Origin of the sequence: Streptomyces sp. NPDC048018 (genome assembly GCF_043202995.1) — a bacterium.
Taxonomy (GTDB): domain Bacteria; phylum Actinomycetota; class Actinomycetes; order Streptomycetales; family Streptomycetaceae; genus Streptomyces.
Genome location: NZ_JBIDBK010000013.1, coordinates 96,551 through 114,818 on the forward strand (window position 1 = coordinate 96,551; position 18,268 = coordinate 114,818).

At 72.1% G+C, this 18,268-nt stretch carries 20 protein-coding genes; 7 read left to right on the forward strand and 13 right to left on the reverse strand.

Features of this window, described 5'->3' with window-relative positions:
• Nucleotides 1-24 precede the first annotated feature (24 nt).
• The 3 genes from ACGF1Z_RS33210 to ACGF1Z_RS33220 all read right to left on the reverse strand — a co-directional run bounded on the left by ACGF1Z_RS33210 (nucleotide 25) and on the right by ACGF1Z_RS33220 (nucleotide 2,353).
• On the reverse strand, nucleotides 25-1,299 hold the full coding sequence (locus ACGF1Z_RS33210) for an MAB_1171c family putative transporter (RefSeq protein WP_393009943.1): 1,275 nt from the start codon (nucleotides 1,297-1,299) through the stop codon (nucleotides 25-27).
• Nucleotides 1,296-1,814 (reverse strand): hypothetical protein, encoded by a 519-nt coding sequence (locus ACGF1Z_RS33215; RefSeq protein ID WP_393009945.1) that lies wholly within the window; start codon nucleotides 1,812-1,814, stop codon nucleotides 1,296-1,298. The genes ACGF1Z_RS33210 and ACGF1Z_RS33215 overlap by 4 nt, the downstream gene beginning before the upstream one ends.
• 80 nt (nucleotides 1,815-1,894) lie before the next feature.
• Nucleotides 1,895-2,353 (reverse strand): response regulator transcription factor, encoded by a 459-nt coding sequence (locus ACGF1Z_RS33220; protein WP_393009947.1) that lies wholly within the window; start codon nucleotides 2,351-2,353, stop codon nucleotides 1,895-1,897.
• Nucleotides 2,354-2,724: 371 nt separating this feature from the next.
• Between ACGF1Z_RS33220 and ACGF1Z_RS33225 the strand changes: the two genes are divergently transcribed.
• Complete coding sequence (locus ACGF1Z_RS33225) at nucleotides 2,725-3,219, forward strand: helix-turn-helix domain-containing protein (protein ID WP_393009949.1); 495 nt, start codon at nucleotides 2,725-2,727, stop codon at nucleotides 3,217-3,219.
• Nucleotides 3,220-3,786: 567 nt separating this feature from the next.
• On the opposite strand, the gene ACGF1Z_RS33230 is transcribed toward ACGF1Z_RS33225, so the two are convergent.
• Nucleotides 3,787-4,797, reverse strand: a complete 1,011-nt coding sequence (locus ACGF1Z_RS33230; RefSeq protein ID WP_393009951.1) for a beta-ketoacyl-ACP synthase 3 — start codon at nucleotides 4,795-4,797, stop codon at nucleotides 3,787-3,789.
• A 203-nt stretch (nucleotides 4,798-5,000) separates the two neighbouring features.
• On the opposite strand from ACGF1Z_RS33230, the gene ACGF1Z_RS33235 reads away from it, so the two are divergent.
• Entirely contained in the window at nucleotides 5,001-5,540 is a 540-nt protein-coding gene (locus tag ACGF1Z_RS33235) for a PaaI family thioesterase (RefSeq protein WP_393009953.1), read from the forward strand.
• Entirely contained in the window at nucleotides 5,537-5,920 is a 384-nt protein-coding gene (locus tag ACGF1Z_RS33240) for a hypothetical protein (protein ID WP_393009955.1), read from the forward strand. Before ACGF1Z_RS33235 ends, ACGF1Z_RS33240 begins: the two co-directional genes overlap by 4 nt.
• A 153-nt stretch (nucleotides 5,921-6,073) precedes the next feature.
• Here the strand turns inward: ACGF1Z_RS33240 and ACGF1Z_RS33245 are convergent, their stop codons facing one another.
• The 8 genes from ACGF1Z_RS33245 to ACGF1Z_RS33280 form a co-directional block, all read right to left on the reverse strand.
• Nucleotides 6,074-6,799 carry a 4'-phosphopantetheinyl transferase family protein gene (locus ACGF1Z_RS33245; protein ID WP_393009957.1) on the reverse strand — a complete coding sequence of 242 codons (726 nt, stop codon included), beginning with the start codon at nucleotides 6,797-6,799 and terminating at the stop codon, nucleotides 6,074-6,076.
• 112 nt (nucleotides 6,800-6,911) lie between these two features.
• Nucleotides 6,912-7,766 carry an acyl-ACP desaturase gene (locus ACGF1Z_RS33250; RefSeq protein WP_393009959.1) on the reverse strand — a complete coding sequence of 285 codons (855 nt, stop codon included), beginning with the start codon at nucleotides 7,764-7,766 and terminating at the stop codon, nucleotides 6,912-6,914.
• A gap of 1 nt (nucleotide 7,767) precedes the next feature.
• Nucleotides 7,768-8,697, reverse strand: a complete 930-nt coding sequence (locus tag ACGF1Z_RS33255) for an SAM-dependent methyltransferase (RefSeq protein ID WP_393009961.1) — start codon at nucleotides 8,695-8,697, stop codon at nucleotides 7,768-7,770.
• A gap of 1 nt (nucleotide 8,698) precedes the next feature.
• On the reverse strand, nucleotides 8,699-8,962 hold the full coding sequence (locus ACGF1Z_RS33260; RefSeq protein WP_393009963.1) for an acyl carrier protein: 264 nt from the start codon (nucleotides 8,960-8,962) through the stop codon (nucleotides 8,699-8,701).
• Nucleotides 8,959-9,468 carry a PaaI family thioesterase gene (locus ACGF1Z_RS33265; protein WP_393009965.1) on the reverse strand — a complete coding sequence of 170 codons (510 nt, stop codon included), beginning with the start codon at nucleotides 9,466-9,468 and terminating at the stop codon, nucleotides 8,959-8,961. Before ACGF1Z_RS33265 ends, ACGF1Z_RS33260 begins: the two co-directional genes overlap by 4 nt.
• Complete coding sequence (locus ACGF1Z_RS33270) at nucleotides 9,468-10,325, reverse strand: ferritin-like domain-containing protein (RefSeq protein WP_393009967.1); 858 nt, start codon at nucleotides 10,323-10,325, stop codon at nucleotides 9,468-9,470. Before ACGF1Z_RS33270 ends, ACGF1Z_RS33265 begins: the two co-directional genes overlap by 1 nt.
• Complete coding sequence (locus ACGF1Z_RS33275) at nucleotides 10,322-12,031, reverse strand: AMP-binding protein (protein WP_393009969.1); 1,710 nt, start codon at nucleotides 12,029-12,031, stop codon at nucleotides 10,322-10,324. Before ACGF1Z_RS33275 ends, ACGF1Z_RS33270 begins: the two co-directional genes overlap by 4 nt.
• A 79-nt stretch (nucleotides 12,032-12,110) precedes the next feature.
• Nucleotides 12,111-13,325, reverse strand: coding sequence for a cytochrome P450 (locus ACGF1Z_RS33280; RefSeq protein ID WP_393009971.1), 1,215 nt, complete (start codon nucleotides 13,323-13,325; stop codon nucleotides 12,111-12,113).
• A 177-nt stretch (nucleotides 13,326-13,502) separates the two neighbouring features.
• Here ACGF1Z_RS33280 and ACGF1Z_RS33285 point away from each other — a divergent pair, with 177 nt between their 5' ends.
• From ACGF1Z_RS33285 to solA, 4 genes are read left to right on the forward strand one after another with little or no spacing between them, the layout of a single operon-like run.
• Nucleotides 13,503-14,345, forward strand: coding sequence for a TauD/TfdA dioxygenase family protein (locus ACGF1Z_RS33285; protein WP_393009973.1), 843 nt, complete (start codon nucleotides 13,503-13,505; stop codon nucleotides 14,343-14,345).
• Nucleotides 14,342-15,667, forward strand: coding sequence for a lysine N(6)-hydroxylase/L-ornithine N(5)-oxygenase family protein (locus tag ACGF1Z_RS33290; RefSeq protein WP_393009975.1), 1,326 nt, complete (start codon nucleotides 14,342-14,344; stop codon nucleotides 15,665-15,667). Before ACGF1Z_RS33285 ends, ACGF1Z_RS33290 begins: the two co-directional genes overlap by 4 nt.
• Before the next feature lie 41 nt (nucleotides 15,668-15,708).
• Nucleotides 15,709-16,386 carry an FMN-binding negative transcriptional regulator gene (locus tag ACGF1Z_RS33295; protein WP_393009976.1) on the forward strand — a complete coding sequence of 226 codons (678 nt, stop codon included), beginning with the start codon at nucleotides 15,709-15,711 and terminating at the stop codon, nucleotides 16,384-16,386.
• Complete coding sequence (gene solA / locus ACGF1Z_RS33300; protein WP_393009978.1) at nucleotides 16,386-17,519, forward strand: N-methyl-L-tryptophan oxidase; 1,134 nt, start codon at nucleotides 16,386-16,388, stop codon at nucleotides 17,517-17,519. Before ACGF1Z_RS33295 ends, solA begins: the two co-directional genes overlap by 1 nt.
• Before the next feature lie 208 nt (nucleotides 17,520-17,727).
• Here solA and ACGF1Z_RS33305 read toward each other — a convergent pair whose 3' ends face one another.
• A complete protein-coding gene (locus tag ACGF1Z_RS33305) occupies nucleotides 17,728-18,063 on the reverse strand; it encodes a hypothetical protein (protein WP_393009980.1) in 336 nt (111 codons plus the stop codon).
• Nucleotides 18,064-18,268: the final 205 nt, after the last annotated feature.

Below are 18,268 nucleotides of genomic sequence, written 5' to 3' on the forward strand. Positions count from 1 at the left end.
CGGCGGCTTCGCCGTTTCCGCCGGTCAGGCGGTATCCCATCGTACTGAGCCGGCGGCGGGGACCGCCGTGCAGCCGCAGACGTCGGGCCCGCGCCGCCTGCCGCACTCCCCCGCCACCCGGACGTACGCCTCGGCGACGTGCCGCAGCCAGGTCAGCTCGTCGGCGAACTCACTCCCGGACTGGCGCGAACCCGGGCCGCCGTCGTCGCCGGAGGGCTCCCGGCCCGCGCGTTTGCGGCGGATCGCCAGATCGAGGACGGCCGCCTCCAGGAGGAGGTCGGTGCGGTCGCCGGGGGCCGGCTGCGTCCCGACGAGCCGGTCCCGCAGGCGCTGCTCGCAGTCCTCGCACACGTAGGGGCGCAGCAGCCGCTGCCCGTCCCTGATCTCGATGACCATCCGGTAGAGCCGGGTGTGCAGGTCGGCGCCGAGGAACGCGAGCCGCGGGGAGCGCGGTTCGAAGAGGGCGATGCCGGGGGCCGCCTCGCACAGCGCGGACCACAGCGGGTGCAGGGTGCGGTAGGACCGGTACCGGTCGAGGCGGTTGGAGAGCCGGGCACCCCAGCCCGGCAGGGTGTAGCCGACGACGATGACCAGGGATCCCGCGCTGGCCATGAGGGGGCTCCACAGGACGGCGGCCCGGTCCAGGGAGGTCGTGCCGCCCCAGCGGCCGAGGACCCCGAGGAGCTTCCCGAGGATGAAGCCCAGCACGAAGACGGAGCCGACGGCGGCGAGCCGCAGCGACTGGGCGAGCCAGGGCCGGGCCAGGCCGCGCGAGGAGGGCCAGGTGTGCCGGGCGGTGTTGGCGAGGTTGAGTCCGTACGTGACGAGGAAGACGACCACGTAGGCGCCGGCGGTCGGATGGGTGGCGAAGTGGACCTCGAAGTCCACGGGATGGGCGCCGGGCAGCGGCGCGGCGAGGAACAGCCCCGTCATGACGGCGACCGCGCCGAGGTAGAGCATCGCGATCCGGGGCAGCCGGCGCCGGGCCTCCTCGGGCGAGCCGAACCAGCCGGCGACCATGACGTGCGCCGACAGGGCGCCGAGGACGATGAAGCAGTGGCCGACGAGCGTGCCCAGGTTGGGGATCCCGGTGTGCGCCCCGATCCACCGGTAGGTCACCGGGGCGAGCACCAGGTAGGCGAGCCCGTTGAAGAGGCGGGTGCCGCACAGGGCGCGCAGGGCCAGGTTGTCCGGGTCGCGCCGGAGGTCGCGCCATTTGTAGCCGAAGGCGCTGAGGCTGACGAGCCCGGAGAGGGTGTGCGTGTAGCTGAAGACGTTTTCGAGCGTCCCGCCGGTCACGTCCGGGGACCGTGGCCGTGGTGAAGCGAGCGTTCGAGCCGGGCGACGAGGTCGACCGTGTCGGGCGGGACCGCGGCGGTGTCGAGGGGAGGTCCGCTGACGAGGCGCAGCACCTGGGTGGCGAAGTACTCGGCGGCGTACTCCTCGGGGCGGCTGTAGTGGGTGCGGCCGAGCATGTGCTGGATCAGGGCGGGGTCGATGTCCTCGGGGAGGAGGACGCCGAGTCCCGGTCCGGAGGACGAGTGGCCCCACAGCAGGTGCCCTAACTCGTGCACCACGACATGGGTCTGATGGGTGGTCGTCGTGTGTGCCTCGTAGAAGACGTAGTCGACGGTCGCGGTGGAGACGAGGAGTCCGGCGGGTCCGCTGGGCGGGAACGCCAGGGGCGCAAGCCGGATGGCGCGCCCGCGCCGGTCGGCGATCTGGTCGCAGAGGTCCTCCACCGAGAAGGGGACGGCGAGGTCGAGACTCTGGATCAGATCGCCGCATTTTCGGCGTAGATGACGGCGCTTCATGGCTCCCCCTCCACACGACACTGCCCTGGTTCCATCATGTGGCAGGGATGCGCCCGGAAAAAGATCCTGTTGTCGGTCGCTCAGGCGGCGAGGCCCACGCGCTGGGCGTAGAGGGCGGCCTGGGTACGGTCGGCGGCCCCGATCTTCGGGTATATGCCGCTCAGATGGTTCTTCACGGTCTTCTCGGATATGTCAAGTCTGCGGGCGATCAGCCGGTTGCTCAACCCCCGGGCGAGCAGCCGGAGTACACCGCGTTCGCGGGCGGTGAGGGCGGGGCCGGCGGCGGGCGCCTCGGGGAGGTGGGCGGGAACCGGGGCGCAGGGCACCGCCTCGGTCAGGCCGACACGCTGGGCGTAGAGCGCGGCCTGGGTGCGGTCGGTGGCGCCGATCTTCGGATAGATGCCGCTGAGATGGTTCTTGACGGTCTTCTCGGAAATGTCGAGCCTTCGGGCGATGAGCCGGTTGCTCAACCCCCGGGACAGCAGGCGCAGTACACCTAACTCCCGGCAGGTGAGCTTCACGGCCGGCGCTTCTTCCACGTCGTGCCTCCTCCTTGCCTCTCGTGAAGGGCATGAGAAAACAGGCGCTCGGTGAATTCGTACGGACGGACGGGTGGGATTGTCCGCACAGTCACATCTGAGCGTCGTCGAAAGTCGCTCGGTTCCTTGTGGATTGGCCTCACGGCAGGCCGGGCCGGAGGCTCCATGCACACCCCAAGAACAAGTGATGGCATGGACATTGAGGGAGCACTTGGCATGCAGTAGCCTCCGTACGAGGTACTACCGTGAATGCTCCGTCGATCCCTCGTGGACACTACGTCGCCGTCACAGCCTCGTCAACTGGCGTGGCCGCCGTCGCCCCCCACGCACGCCTCCAGTTGTCAGCAAAGAGACCAGAGGAGTTGGGACATATGGGTACACAGCCACCCGGATCGCTGGCCCAGAGGCTGAACCGCCTCTTCGAGACCGTCCACCCGCGTGGCCGTGGCCCGTTCAGCAACGAGGAGGTCGCCCGGGCGATCCGGGACCGGGGCGGCGACATTTCGAAGCAGTACATCGCGTATCTCCGCAAGGGCGAACGGGGAAATCCTCGGTTGCACCACCTGGAAGCACTGGCGAAATTCTTCGGGGTTCCGGTGTCATATTTCTTCGACGACGATTCCGCGGCTCGTACGGAGAAGAAACTCGACGAACTCGCCGCCTGGCGCGACGCCGGAATCACCCAACAGGATCTGCAATCCCTGGAGCGCGCGGGGGTGACCGGCGTGGCCATGCGCGCGGTCGGCCTCTCCCCCAAGGGACTCGAATTCGCGAAGGCGATACTGGACCAGTTGCGGGCGATGGAGGGCCTGGGCCCGGGCGACGACCGCGGGCCGGCGGGCCCGGCCACGCCGCCGGGAGCCTGACGCGGCGCCCGAGCCCCCTGCGGTCGGGGCCCGGAGGGCGGGCGTCCTGGCGCCGACGACGGCGGGGAGGGGTCCGGGGCCGGAGCGGGGGTGGGGGTGTCCGGACGTGGCGGCGACCTTCCCGAGCGAAGCGAAGGGAAGCGAAGGGAAGCGAAGGGAAGCTCGCAGTCCGGACACCCCCGCCCCCGTGGAGGCCCCGGACCCCGTGAACGCACGGGCCCGGTCCGCGCCCCGCCGGGCGGACGTCCCCACGCGGGGCGCCGCGCCGGGCGGCGTCCGGGCGCGAGCGCTCTCGGGGCGGGCCTGCGCGCGGGGAGCCTGGGCCCGGCAAGGGCTGACGTCCCGTGTGCCCACCCGTCCCGCCCCAGCGGGACGATTGCCCACACGGAGGGGGCGAGCGAGCGGATCGCGGCGACGCAGGAGCGGGACGAACACCCACGGAGGAGGGACGAACGGACCCCCACGGACCGCGGCGCACCCCCGCCCCCGGAGCGGAACGCACACCCACGAACGGGCCCGCACGGAGCCGGGGCGGACATCCGCGCCGGAGCGGGGCGGAGGAGGGGGTCAGGGGGCGATGAGGACCTGGGCGGAGTAGCTGAGGCCGGAGCCGAAGCCGGCCGTCAGGACGAGCCCTCCCGGCCGCACCCGGCCGGCGGCGGTCAGGGTGTCGAGGGCGAGCGGGATGGACGCCCCGGAGACGTTCCCGTCGTCGCGGACCGTCCGCGCGACCTCGACGGAGGCCGGCAGGCCCATCGCCTTCACGGCCGCGTCGATGATCCGCACGTTCGCCTGGTGCGGCACGAAGGCCTCGATGTCCGCCGCGGTCACCCCGGCCACCTCCAGGGCCTCCCGGCACACCTCCGCGACCGCGCCGATCGCCCAGCGGAACACCTCGGGGCCCGCCATCTCCAGGAACGGCCACCGCACCAGCGGGTCGCGCCGCAGTTCGGCGAAGGACCGGCTCTGCTCGATGGCCCGCAGGTGCTCCGTGTCGGTGCCCCACACGGCGCGGCCGATGCCCGGCTCGGCGGACGGGCCCACCACGGCCGCGCCCGCCCCGTCGCCGAAGATGAAGGCCGTCGAGCGGTCGCGGGGGTCGACGATGTCGCTCATCCGCTCCGAACCCACCACCAGCACGTGCTCCGCCTGCCCACCGGACACGAGGCTGGAGGCCACCGCCAGGCCGTGGGAGAAGCCGGCGCAGGCCGCGCCGAGGTCGAAGGCGGCGGCCCCGCGGGCGCCGAGCTCGGCGGCGCAGGCGGCCGCGGCGGGCGGCGCCTGGTGGAGGTACGACATGCTCGCGACGATCACGCAGGAGACGTCGGACGGGGCGAGCCCGGCCGCGCTCAGCGCTTTCTCGGCGGCCCGCGCGCCCATCACGGGAACGGTCTCGGCAGGATCGGCGAAATGCCGCGTCATAATTCCCGACCGCGCTTCTATCCAGGCGCTGTCGGAATCGATGAACCGGCAGATCTCCTCGTTTCCGACCACCCGTCCGGGGCGGTAGGCGCCCACCCCGAGAAGGCGGGCGAAACGGCTTGGCGACGATCGAATTTCACGGTCCATCGAAGTCATCAATCCAATCGCGGAGCGGTGCACCCGAACGTTATTTCATCAAACGGCCCGCAATCCCCCACTGTCAACGAAAGGGCCTTGGGACGTTTGGCCCAGGGAGCTGCCGGATCGTCAACTTGACTTGCGTCACTGCATGTTGCGGCTGGTCGGAGCGGGCTGCCAGACTGGCGTCCTCATGTCCGGCGCTCACATGGAGGAGCGAAGTGTCAGAGGTACATGCCCCCCGCACTCACACCGCCGTACTCGAATGGCGGGATCAGGGGCCCCTTTTCGCCACCCAGGCCGACGCTACGGGTCTGTCCTATCTGCGCGGACTCATCTCGGGCGATATCGTCGCGCCGCCCGTCGCGCAGGTCCTCGGTATCGAGGTGGTCAAAGCCGACCCGGGCACGGTGCAGTTCACGATGCCGGTGAAGAACTTCTTCACGAACCACCTCGGGCTGCTCGCGGGCGGCATCCTGTCGACGGTCATCGACTCGGCGCTGGGCTGCTCGATCCTCTCCGCGATCCCCGAGGACAAGGACATCGTCACCCTCGACCTGAACGTGGACTTCCTGCGCCCGGTGCACGAGGCCTCGGGCCTCGTCACGGTGGACGCCGAGGTCGTGCACCTGGGCCGCAACCGCGGCATGGCGTCCTGCCGGGTGGTGGACTCGGACGGCCGGCTGTGCGCCGTGGGCAAGAGCAGCTGCCTGATCCGTGACAAGGCCCCGAAGGCCCCCGCCGCGGAGGTCGCCCGATGAGCGACGCCCCCGACCTGAAGGTCGGCCAGGTGCTGCGCGAGAGCCGGACGATCACCGACGAGGACATCGTCGCCTTCGCCGACCTCGCCGGGGACCGCGGCCGGCACCATCTGCCCGAGCAGGGCCGGGCGATGGCCCACGGCCTGCTCACGGCGTCGCTCGCCACGAAGGTCGGCGGGCAGCTGCACTTCATCGCGCGGCGGATGGGCTGGGAGTTCCTTCGGCCCGTCTGGTCCGGCGACACGATCACGGCGGAGGTGACCGTGCGCGCGCTGAGCGAGGTGCGCTCTGGCACGGGCGTGGAGTTCGACATCGAGATCACCAACCAGGACGGCGAGGCGGTGCTGCGCGGCGACAGCACGGGGGTGATCCGCCACTGACTCCCGTACGCGCCCGCCCCGCGCCTCCGCCGTCGCCGAAGGGCGTCGTGCGGGGCGCGGGGCGGGCGGGTGCCGGCAGCCGCAGGGACGGCGAGGACGGCGTCCGCTGACAGCGCGTACCGCCCGGGCGGGCGCCCGCCGCGCACACGGCGGTCACGAGCCCGGCGCCGGACCCGCCAGGGCGGCGAGAACGGCATCGGCGGACAGGGCGTACTGCTCGGGCGGACGGGCGCCCGCCGCGCACACGGCGGTCACGAGCCCGGCGCGGCAGGTCCACCACACGCGCAGCGCGGGGTGCGGGCCGTCCGCGACGCGGACGTGCAGCCCCCCGGCGGCGTCCTGGCGCAGCCGGTAGGCGCGCAGGGCCGGCGAGGGGCGCCGATAGGCCTTGAGGGCGGCCTCCTTGGCGGCCACGAGGACCGTGGCGAGCAGTCCCGGCGGCCCGGGTCCCGGGCCGAGCCGGGGCGGCTCGTCCGGGCCGAGCAGCCGGGGCAGCAGGATGTCGTTGCGGGCGTCGACGGGTTCGACATCCACGCCGATCAGGGAGGGCGCCCCCGCTTCGGAGACCGCGCACGCGGTCAGCTCCCCGGTGTGGGAGAGCGAGACGGCCCATCGGCGGGGTGCGCCGTGGAGGCGTGGGGCGCCGCCGGGCTCCGGCAGGATCTCGGCGTGCCGCGGCGCGCCGGCCCGGACGAGCGCGGCCTTGGCGGTGAGCCGGGTGCGGACCCATTCGGCGCGCCGGCCGCCGTCGAGCCGTGCGGCGTGGGCGCGTTCGCGAGGGCCGAGCGGGGTCTCGGGGGCGGTTCGCCCGGCCCAGTCGCAGTGCACGACCGTGACCCGGGCGGGCGCGCCGCCCGGGCCGGCCGGGGCCGCGTTCACAGACGGCCCGGGCTCCGCACCCCCGGGCCCCGTACGCCCAGGGCCCGCACCCCCGGGCCCCGTACCCCCAACGCCCGCACCCCCACGCCCCGTACGCCCCGTACGCCCCGGGTCACCGGACGCGCCGGATCGCCTGGACGAACTCGCCCAGGTCCGCGACGCTCGGCTCTCCGGGGGTGTCGACGAAGCCGCGGACCAGGCGTACGACCGCGTCGTAGGCCTCGGTGTGGTCGTAGGCGGTGGAGTCGGCGACCTTGAGGGACCAGCGCCAGTAGCCCTTCATGGTGTCGGCGAGCGGCATCCGGAAGGAGGCGATGACGTCCTTGAGGCCGGGGACCGCGGCGGCGCCGTCCCGGGCGACGTAGGCGCCGACGAGGTTGCTGTAGAAGGCGAAGTGGCGGGCCTCGTCGCGGGCGAGGCGGCCGAGCAGCTCCTTGAGGAAGGGTTCGCTGACCGTCTCGCGGAAGCGCTGGTAGAAGAGCTGGGTCGCCTTCTCCTGGACGAGCGTGTAGGTGAAGGACTGGACCGGGTGCTCGTAGGGCAGCTCGAACTTCTTGCGGCCCTCCTCGGCGAGGCTCTGCAGGATGCCCTCACGGGTCGCCATGCCGGTCTCGACCTGGTAGCGGGCGAGCGCGGAGGCGTGCCGCTCCTCGTCGGAGGCCCAGGCGACGAGGAAGCGGAAGTACTCCCGGTTGAAGCCGAAGCGCTCCAGCTCCTGCTCGGCGTCGGCGACCGGGAAGGCCTCCAGGAAGTGCGAGAGGTAGCCGGGGATGTGGTCCTCGACGAAGGTGATGAACCGCACGGCGGAGCGGTCGGCCTCGGTGAGGCGTTCGGGGCGCAGGGAGTCCCAGTCGAGGTCGGCGAGGCTCCAGGTCCGCTCGCCGGCGCGGGTCACCGCCTGGTCGACGATCTCGTGCATCTGGAGCGCCGGCAGCAGGTCGTCGAGCAGGGCGGCGGTCTCCGCCATGTCAGTCCACCACCTTGGGGCCGAGCCGCGACTTGGCCGCGGTCAGGGCGTAGTGCTTGGAGGTGTAGCCCCAGCCGGCGTTGGCGACCCGCAGGTAGCGCACGAGCGGGTCGGCCATGCCGGGGGCGGCGGCCTCGATGCGGTCCCGGTTGGCCTCGGCCCGCCGTTCCCACTCCTCGATGGTGCGGTGGTAGTGGGCGGTGAGGTCGTCGAGCGCGGCGAGGCTGAAGCCGGCCGACTCGGTCGCCTGGATGAGGTGGGAGAAGGGGACCATGTCGGCGAAGCCGAAGATGGTCTCGGTGACGTGCCGGGTGCCGGGCCGGGCGGCGAACTCCCGGTACACCTCGTCGCTGCGGAAGCAGCTCTCGGAGAGGTAGAGCCGGCCCTGGCGGCGCAGCGCGTCGTACACCTTGCGCAGCACGGCGACACGGTCGGGCATGTGGATGATGGAGCCGAGCATGGTGGCGGCGTCGTAGCGGCCGTCGATGTCGAGGTCGGTGTACGAGCCGACCCGGACGTCGACGCGGTCCGCGACGCCCCGTTCGGCGGCCTTCTCGTGGATGTACGCGGCCTGCGGGGCGGAGGGCGTGACCCCGGTGACCTCGCAGCCGTACTCCTCCGCCATGAAGAGGGTCAGGCTGCCCCAGCCGCAGCCGATGTCGAGGAGGCACTCGCCGCCGCGCAGCTGCAGCCGGTCGGCGACGAAGTGCAGCTTGGCGGTCTGCGCCTCCTCCAGGGTGGCGTCGGGTGTGCGGTACAGCGCGGAGCTGTACTTGACCCGCTCGTCGAGGAAGGCCCGGAAGACCTCCGGCGGCAGCTCGTAGTGCTCGTTGGTGGCGCGCCGGGCGTCCTCGGGGGCGAGGGCGAGGTCACCGTCGCGGCCCGCGTGCACCACCGGCGGGCGGGTGTCATCGGTCGCGTGGGTGGTCATGTCAGGCCTCCGCGCCGGCCTGGGCGAGGACGAGGGTCGCGAGCTGGCGGGGCGTGCGGACGTCGAAGATGTCCTCGTCCTCGAACTCGACGTCGTAGACGCGCTCGATCTGGGCGACGACGCGCAGCAGCCGGACCGAGTCGGCGCCGGGCAGCTCCTTGAGGACGGTCTCGTCGGCGATCTCGGAGAGGTCGATGCCGAGTTCCTTGGCGGTCTGGGCGCGCACCTCGTCGAGGACTGCGGACTCCTGGAGGGACATGGTCATCCAATCGCGTGGTCGAAGTAGTGGGCGAGGCGTTCGCGGTCGGCGCCGACGAGGCCCATGTGGCCCTCGGCCTGCTCCGAACTGATGGGCTGGTAGGCGGAGTTCGCCATGACGTGCGGGGTGCCGTCGAGGTCGAGGACGTCCGCCTCGGCGTGCACGACGCCGCTGCCCTCGCGGCTGATCCGGGCGACCGCCCGGTAGGGCGTGCCGGTCCGCAGGGGGCGCAGGAACTTGGTGCGCAGGGTGACGGAGAAGGCGAGCAGACCGCGGTCGAGCGCGATCAGGTCGCCCATGAGCTCGTCGACGAGGACGCTCACGATGCCGCCGTGGACGACGCCGGGGTAGGAGGCGTAGTCGTCGGAGAAGGTGATGTCGGTGGCGAGCCGGCCGTCGTCGAGCCGGAACATCTCCAGGGCGAGGCCGATCCGGTTGCGCGGGGAGCAGCCGAAGCAGCGGAAGCGGGGTTCGTCGAGCCAGGGCAGCTCGACGGGGGTGGCCCCGGACATCAGGCGGCGTCCTGGGGGCGGGGCAGTTCGGCGAGGACGCGGCGGATGTCGCGGAGCTTCTCGATGGGGCGGCCGGTGAGTTCCGTGAGGGTGCTGAAGAGCTGCCGGTGGATGCGGTCCCACTCGGTGCCGTCGTCGACCTGGCCGAAGTAGCGGAAGACCTCGTCGATGGTGACGTGGCCGTCGAGTTCGGGGAGGTTGCCCTTGAACTTGCTGACCGGGTGGTTGTAGCGGCCCTCGGGGTCGGCCATGTAGACGTAGAAGGTCTCCAGGACCGAGCCCAGTTCCTCGGGGCGGCTGACCAGGCGGCGGGCGGTGTAGTGGATGAACTCCCTTGCGTGGCGGGCCTCGTCGCCGCTCGCCCGCTTCATGATCTTGGCGATCACGGGCTCCTCGGCCACCCGGCTCACGCACTTGTACATGTGGTTGGTGGCGATCTCGGAGATGATGTTCGTGGCGAGGGTCGCCGACGGGGTGATGCCGGGCGGGTACGGGGCCCGCATCGCGTTGATCTGCTCGTAGCCGACGTCGGTGCCGGCCAGCCGCAGCCACTTCTTGAACGCCAGGTGGTGCTGGAGTTCCTGGTAGCCCCAGAGGCACACGAAGGCGGAGAAGTCGTAGTCGTCGACGAACTCGTTGAAGAAGCCGTGCTGCGCGGCGATCGAGTTGGACTCGCCCATCACGGCGCCCATGGCGAAGGCGATGTACTCGGGGCGCACCAGGTCGGGCCGGAACTCGTCCCAGGGGATGTCGCTCATCTCCCACGAGGCGTTCTGGTAGATCGGGAAGACGTCGTAGCTGTGCAGCGGCTCCGCTTCGAGGTCGCGGGCGGTCTCCAGCTTCTGGGGGGTGGTCACGGGGTGTCCTCCGGTTCGGTTCGGGCTGCGGCGACGGTCTCGGCGGCGCTGCCGTGGGAGAGTTCCGCGAGGCGTTCGCGGGTGCGGGCGCGCTGCCATTTGCCGCTGGTGGTACGGGTGATCCAGCGCGGCTTGACGAGGTGCACGCGGACGTCGGTGAAGTCCATCTCGCGCACCACCCGGGCGGCGATCTCGGCGCCGAGGTCCTCGCCGGCCTGCCGGGGGTCCGCCTCGACGACCACGCGGACCACCTCGCGGCCGTCGCCCTCGGTGTCGGAGAAGGCGACGCAGCGCTTGCGGTAGACGCCGGGCACGTCGCGGGCCACGGCCTCGATGTCGTCGGGGAAGTAGTTCTGGCCGCGGACGATGACCATGTCCTTGGTGCGGCCGGTGACGAACAGGTCCCCGTCGTGGGTGAAGCCGACGTCGCCGGTGCGGAACCAGCGTCCGTCGAAGGCGGCGGCGGTGGCCTGCGGGTTGTCGAAGTAGCCGGAGGTCACGGCGGGGCCGGCGATGCGCACCTCGCCGAGCTCGCCGGGCGCGCACGCGCGGCCGTCCTCGGCGACGAGGCGGATCTCCAGGCCGTGGACGACGCCGCCGAGCGCGACGACGTCCTTGGCGCCGCGGCCGCCCCGGGCCACGGGCACGGCCCGGCCGCTCACGGCGAGTTCGTCGCGGTCGACGGACAGGACGCGGACCGGGGTGCCCGGCTTGGGGAAGGTGATGCCGAGGGTGGCCTCGGCCATCCCGTACACCGGGTACATGACGGTGTCGCGCAGGCCGGCGGGGGCGAAGTGGCGGGTGAAGCGCTCGACGGTCTCGGCGCTGACCGGTTCGGCGCCGTTGAAGGCGAGACGCCAGGCGGACAGGTCGAGTTCCTTGACGAGTTCGGCGGGGGCGGAGTCCACGAACTGCTCGTAGGAGAAGTTGGGTCCGGTGATCACCGTGCCGCGGTGCTCGGCGAAGTACGCGAGGAGCTGCGCGGGGCGGCGCAGGAAGGCGGTGGGGGTGAAGACGTGCACGTCGGACCCGTTGAGCAGGTGGGAGAAGAGTCCGACGAGGCCCATGTCGTGGAAGGTCGGCACCCACTGCATGAAGACGTCGTCGGGGGTGAACTCGCCGGAGACCGCGCAGGCGAGGACACCGGCGGCCATGGCGCGCTGGGTGAGCATCACGCCCTTGGGGTCGCTGGTGCTGCCGGAGGTGAACTGCACGACGGACAGGGCGCCGGGGTCGACGGCGGGCAGCCGGTGCACGGCGCCGGGCGCGGCGACGGCCGGGTCGATCAGGACGAGGCCGGGAACCTGCTCGGTGAGCAGGGCTCCCAGGTTCTGGAAGGCGGCGCCGAGGACGAGGTGGCGGATGCCGGCGACCCGCAGCACGCGGGCGAGCCGGCGGGCGGTGCCCTGTTCGTCACCGAAGCCGGCGGGGAGCGGCAGCACGCTGCAGGCGGCGCCGGCCCGCTGGACACCGAAGAACAGGCTCAGGAAGCGGGCGTCGGTGGGGACGAGCAGTCCGACCACGGCGCCGGGGCCGACGCCGTGCTCCATGAGCCCGATCGCGCAGGAGAGGGAGGACTCGGCGAGCTCGGCGCCGGTGATCCGCTCCTCGCTGCCGGGAAAGACGGCGACGGCGTCCGGTGCCGACCTGACGTAATGCAGAAAACATTCGGTGAGGGTGTCGCCGGACAACAACGGACTCGGCAAGGGAACGTTCCTTTCCTGAGGATGACGGGCCTGCCGCCGGTGGGCACCGGGAATTCACGGACCGGAATGCGCGGTCCGGTCAGGGGACGAGGTCGACGCGGAGTTCGCTGAGGCCGCGGAAATTCACGTGGGGGCGCCAGACGACGTCCTCGGTGGTGAGCGAGATGTCGCGGTAGCGCCGCAGGAGTTCGGTGAAGACGAGTCGTCCCTCGATCTTTCCGAGGAGTGCGCCGATGCAGTAGTGCGGTCCGCCGCCGAAGGCCAGTGGTTTGATATCGGCCCGCGTCATGTCCAGCGTGTCCGGATTCGCGTACCGGCGCGGATCACGGTTGGCGGCGCCCAGCAGAATCATGAGTTTCGATCCCGCCGCGATGGTCCGCTCCCCGACCTCGACATCCGCCGTGGTGATGCGCGCGACGAGCTGGACCGGGGCGTCGTACCTGACGAATTCGTCGACGCCCTCCTCGATGAGTCCGGGATCGTCCCGCAGCGCCCGCAGCTGCTCGGGGTGGCGCAGGAGCGCCAGCATGCCGTTGCCGATCAGATTGACGGTGGTCTCGTGGCCGGCGTTGAAGAGCAGCAGGACGTTGGCGATGATCTCGTCGTCGGACAGGCGCTCGCCGTCCACCTCGGCCAGCATCAGCCGGGTGAGGATGTCGTCCTGGGGCTCGCTGCGCCGTTTGGCCAGGTGTTCCGCGATGTAGGCGCGGAACTCCACCACCGAGTCGTTCATGGCCCGCATGGTGGTCTCGTCCAGTGCGGGGTCGACGACGTGGCCGATCGCCTCCGTCCACTTGCGGCACTGGTCGCGGTCCTCGACGGGCAGGCCGACCAGGCCGCAGATCACGGTCACCGGCAGCGGCAGCGCGAGCTCGTCGATGAGGTCGATGCCCTCGCCCGCGCCCATGTCGTCCAGGACCTTCGCCAGGATCCGCGAGATGCGCGGGCGCATCTCCTGCACGGAACGCGCGTTGAAGACCGGATTCACCAGGCCGCGAATACGCCGGTGGGCACCGCCGTCCAGCATCAGCATCCACATGCGGGTGTCGTCGACGACGGGGCTGTGCCAACCGCCCCGGTGTTCCGCCCACTTCTTGTCCCGGTGGAATTCACTGGTGAGCCGTGGATCGCGCAGGAGCTGCCCGGCCTCTTCGTATCCGGACACGACCCAGAATCCGAAGGGAGTCCGGTGCACCGGTTCCGTTTCGCGCAGTCGCGCATAGAAGGGATAGGGGTCGCTGCGCATCTTCGGATCACGGGGGTCGTAGAGAATTTCCGGTTTCGCTGCGTCCATGGTGGGTCAGCGTGTCAGGGCGCCTCCTGCCGCATCAATAGGACCAAGGTCCCACGCCCTTCCCGGTGTTATCGGGTGGAGACTGCGATGTAATGCGGTGACGGTGGGACGGTGATGTCCGCCCCTCGCCCGCGACGGTACGGACGACGGCGACACTGGCGGCAAGGAGCCCCGCGGATGCTCAGCGTGAAACCCCTGAACGGATCCTTCGGCGTCGAGGTCTTCGACTCCGGCCTCGACACCCCGGAGGCCGGGGAACAGGCGGCGGAACTCGTCGAGGCCCTGTACAGACACCAGTTACTGGTCTTCTCCGGCCTCGATCTGTCGCCGGCGGAGCAGGTGCGGATCACCGGGCTGTTCGGCGCGCCGGCGCTCCCCTGGGACCCCGCCTCCGCGCACCCGGACAGCCCGTACGTCGAGGAGATGCGCGAAGCGCCGCGGGGCGCGCCCCGGCGGCCGGCCGAGCACTGGCACAGCGACGCCTCCTTCCGGGCCCAGCCCACCGACGCCACCCTGCTGTACGGCGTGGCGGTGCCGCCCGAGGGAGGCCGCACCCACTTCAACGACCTGCGGGTGCCGCTGGCAGAGCTGCCGCCGCGCCTGCGGGACCGGGTCGCACCGCTGCGCGCCGTCCACGACTTCGGGCGGAACCACGCCACCGTGCGGCGGGCGGCCAAGCCGGTCGGCGACGCGGCGGCCCGGGCCGAACTGGCGGCCTTCCCGCCGGTCTCGCACCCGCTGGTGCGCCCCCACCCGGTCACCGGCGAGGAGGCCCTGTACCTGAACGAGATGTGCCTGGACCGGATCGAGGGTCTCGCCGGGGACGAGAGCCGCGCCCTGCTCGACGAGCTGTACGCGCACACCCTGCGCGCCGCATGGCAGTACGTGCACGTGTGGCGCCCCGGCGACCTGCTGGTCTGGGACAACCCCTCCCTGATGCACCGTGCCGAGCCGGTGCCGGACGGGCACCGGCGTCTGGTCCGCCGGACCACCGCCCGCTACCCCGGACGGACCCGGTGAGCCCCACCCGGGACCCCCGGCCCGCCGTCCCGGCCGGGGCGGCGGACGATGCCCCGCTCGACGTGCTCGGCGTCGGCTTCGGACCGTCCAACCTGGCCCTCGCCCTCGCCCTCGGCGAGGCCGGGCCTGGCGGGCCGCGGGCCCGCTTCTTCGAGCGCTCGCCCCGGTTCTCCTGGCACGGCGGGATGCTCCTGAAGGACGCCACCATGCAGGTCCACTTCCTCAAGGACCTGGTGACCCTGCGGAACCCGGGCAGCCCGTACTCCTTCCTCGGCTATCTGCACGACCGGGGCCGGCTCGTCGACTTCATCAACCACAAGGCGCTGTTCCCGAGCCGCGTCGAGTTCCACGACTACCTCGCCTGGGCGGCGCGCGCCTGCGCGGAGCAGGTGAGCTACGGCAGCGAGGTCCTGCGGATCGAGCCCACGTGGTCGGGGCCCGAGGTGCACTCCTTCCGCGTGCACCTCGCCCACACCGGCCCGGACACCGGCACCGTCCGCCACGAGGTGCGGACCGCGCGGAACGTGGTCCTGGCCCCCGGTCTGCGTCCCCGGCTGCCGGACGGGGCGGCCGAGTCGGAGCGCGTCTGGCACAGCGGCCGGCTGCTCACCCGCCTGGAGGGCCTCCCGGAGGACGCCCCGCTGCGCTTCACCGTGGTCGGCGCCGGCCAGAGCGGGGCCGAGGTCACCGCGTACCTCCACGGGCGCTTCCCGCGCGCCGAGGTGCGGGCGGTGTTCTCGGCCTACGGCTACCACCCGGCCGACGACTCGCCGTTCGCCAACCGGATCTTCGACCCGGCGGCGGTGGACACCTTCTTCGGCGCCCCGGAGCCGGTCCGCTCGATGCTCGTGGACCGTCACGCCAACACCAACTACTCCGTCGTCGACCAGGAGTTGATCGAGGAGCTGTACCGCATCTGGTACCAGGAGAAGGTGACCGACGAGCGGCGGCTCGTCATCGACAACGTCTCCCGGCTGGTGGACGTACGTGAGGGGACCGACGGGCTGCGGCTGACCGTCGAGTCGCTGCCGACCCGGGAACGGCGCGAGGTCGGCACCGACTACCTGGTGTACGCCACCGGGTACCGTCCGGTCGCCCCGGACGAACTGGTCGACCCGGAGATCATGAAGCTCTGCCGGCGGGACGCCGACGGCGGCCTGCGGATGACCCGGGACTACCGGATCGCCACGGAGGACGCCGTGCGCTGCGGGCTCTACGTCCAGGGCGCCACCGAACACTCCCACGGCCTCTCCTCGACGCTGCTCTCCAACACGGCCGTACGGGCCGGGGAGATCGCCGCCTCGCTGCTGCGCCGCCGGTAGCCGCACCCTCCCCCAGCCTCCTGACACGAAGGAGTACTGCCGTGTACGTTCCCGACCACTACCGGGGCAGCCCCGCGGCGGCCCTCGAGGTCGTGCGCGCCGGTCCGCTGGCCACGCTCGTCACCGGGGCGGAGCCGGTCCCGTTCGCCACCCATCTGCCGGTCGTGCTGCCGGCCGAGGTCGAGACGGCGCTCGCCGCCGGGCCCGCCGACCTGCGCGGACACCGGCTCCTCGGACACCTCAACCGGGCCAACCCGCACTGGGAGCGGCTCGCCGAAGGCGCACAGCCCGCGCTGCTGATCTTCCGCGGACCGCACGGCTACCTCTCCCCCGAGGTGTACGGCTACACGCCGGCGGCGCCCACCTGGAACTTCACCGCCGTGCATGTGCGCGGCACGCTGCGGCCGCTGCCGGCGGGCGAGGACACGCTCCGCGTGATCCACCGGACCGTCGAGGTGCTCGAAGGGCGCTTCGGGCAGGGCTGGGACATGAAGGGCTCGCTGGAGTACTTCGAGAGGATCGTGCCCGGCGTCGGCGCCTTCGAGCTGGAGGTGGCCGAGGTCGACGGGATGTTCAAGCTCAGCCAGGAGCTGAGGCCGGACACCCGCGAGCGCACCACCTGCCACTTCGCCGCGAGCGGGCACGAGACGCACCGCCGGCTGGCCGCCATGATGGCCGGGTTCGAGAGTCCGCGGTCCGACGGGAAGGGATCCGACTGATGGAACGCTACGACGTCGCCGTGGTGGGCCTGGGCGGGCTCGGCAGCGCCGCCTGCCACGCGCTGGCCGCCACCGGACTGCGGGTCCTCGGCCTGGAGCGGTACGGGCCGGTGCACGACCAGGGCGCCAGCCACGGCGAGTCCCGCGGTGTGTGGCAGGCGTACTTCATGGGCCCCGGCTACGTGCCGTACCTGCGCCGCGCCTACGCCCTCTGGGCCGAGCTGGAGGAGGCGAGCGGCGAGCGGCTCTTCCACCGCACGGGCGGCGTGTGCGTCGGACCGGCCGACGGGGAGCTCGTCCCGGCGGCCCTCGCCAGCGCGCGGGAGTGCGGCCTGGAGCACGAGTACCTGACGGGCGGGGAAGTCCACGCCCGCTACCCGCAGTTCACCCCGGACGACAACGCGGCCGCCGTGTACGACCCCGGCTCCGGCTACGTCCAGCCCGAGCAGACGGTCCGCGTCCAGCTGGACCTCGCCCGCCGGAACGCGGCGGACCTGCGCTTCGACGAGGAGGTCCACGAGATCACCGAGAGCCCGCGCGGGGTGCAGATCCGCACGGCGCGCACGACGTACGCCGTCGGGCACGTGGTGGTCACCGCCGGCTGCTGGACACCGGGCCTGCTGCCGGGCCTCGACCTGCCCGTGCAGGTGCTGCGCAAGGTGATGCTGTGGTTCGAACCGGAAGGCGGCGCGGCCGCGTTCCAGCCGGGCCGCTTCCCGTACTGGATCTGGGAGGGCGCCGGCATGATCGGCTACGGGCATCCCGCGGCGAACGGCCTGCACGGCGGGGTGAAGGCGGGTGTGCACAGCGGCGGCACCCCGGCCGACCCCGACCTGGTGGACCGCTTCGTCCGGCCGGAGGAGATCACCGAGATCCAGGACTTCCTGCGCACCCGCATCCCCGCGCTGGGCAGCGGGCGCTACCGCCGGAGCGCGGTGTGCCTCTACGACAACACCCCGGACCAGGCCTTCGTCATCGGCAGGGCGTCGGAACACGGCCGCGTCACCGTGGCGGCCGGCACCTCGGGGCACGCCTTCAAGTTCGTCCCTGCCATCGGCGAGTCCCTGCGGGAACTCGTCACCGAGGGCAAGGCGAGCCAGGACCTGTCCCTTTTCACGCCGGACCGCTTCTGACCCGCCCGGGTCCCGGGTCCCACTCCGCGGGCGGCCCCGCCCCCACACCGCGCACCCGTGGTCCTCGTCCCGGACGGGGTTAGGCCGCCCGCAGGCGGGGGCGGGGCAGCGGCGGAACACCGCCGCGTGGGGGAAGGCCCCGGGGTGGGCGAGGCCGAGGGCGTCCAGGGCTGCGGCGACCGAGGGCCGGCACCCGGCGTCGGGGGCGTCACCGGTGGTGAGGTCGCTCACCTCCACCGCCGTCCAGGTGCCGGCCGGGCCCGCGCCCAGGTGATCTCACCGGCGGCCCGGACGGCGGCGCCCCCGCGCAGGCGCAGTGCTCACCGCGCGGGAGCGCGAGCCCCAGCCGGCCCTGGCCGTCGACGACGTACGTGCAGGGCTCGGCGAGGTCGGCCGCCGACTGCCCGGCCGCCCGCGCGGCGCATTCCTCGACGGTGCGGATCACCTGGGCTCCCGGTGATCCGCACCGTCGGCGCGCCCCGGCCGCCACGTTCTCCCCGACGCCGAGGAGCCGGAGCCGCCCGCCTTCCTCCCCCTGGCCCATGTCGGCACCGTGCCACTGGACCCATGGCACTGAGTGTGTTTTGCTGAGGGTACTCAGTGCCAAAAGTGCCACAAGCATTGCTAGGGGAGCCCCAGACCATGGCCAAGGACTTCGACCTGTATCGCCTGTCGGAGGAGCACGAGATGCTCCGTGAGACGGTCCGCGCGCTGGCGGAGGCGAAGATCACGCCGTTCGCCGCGGCGGT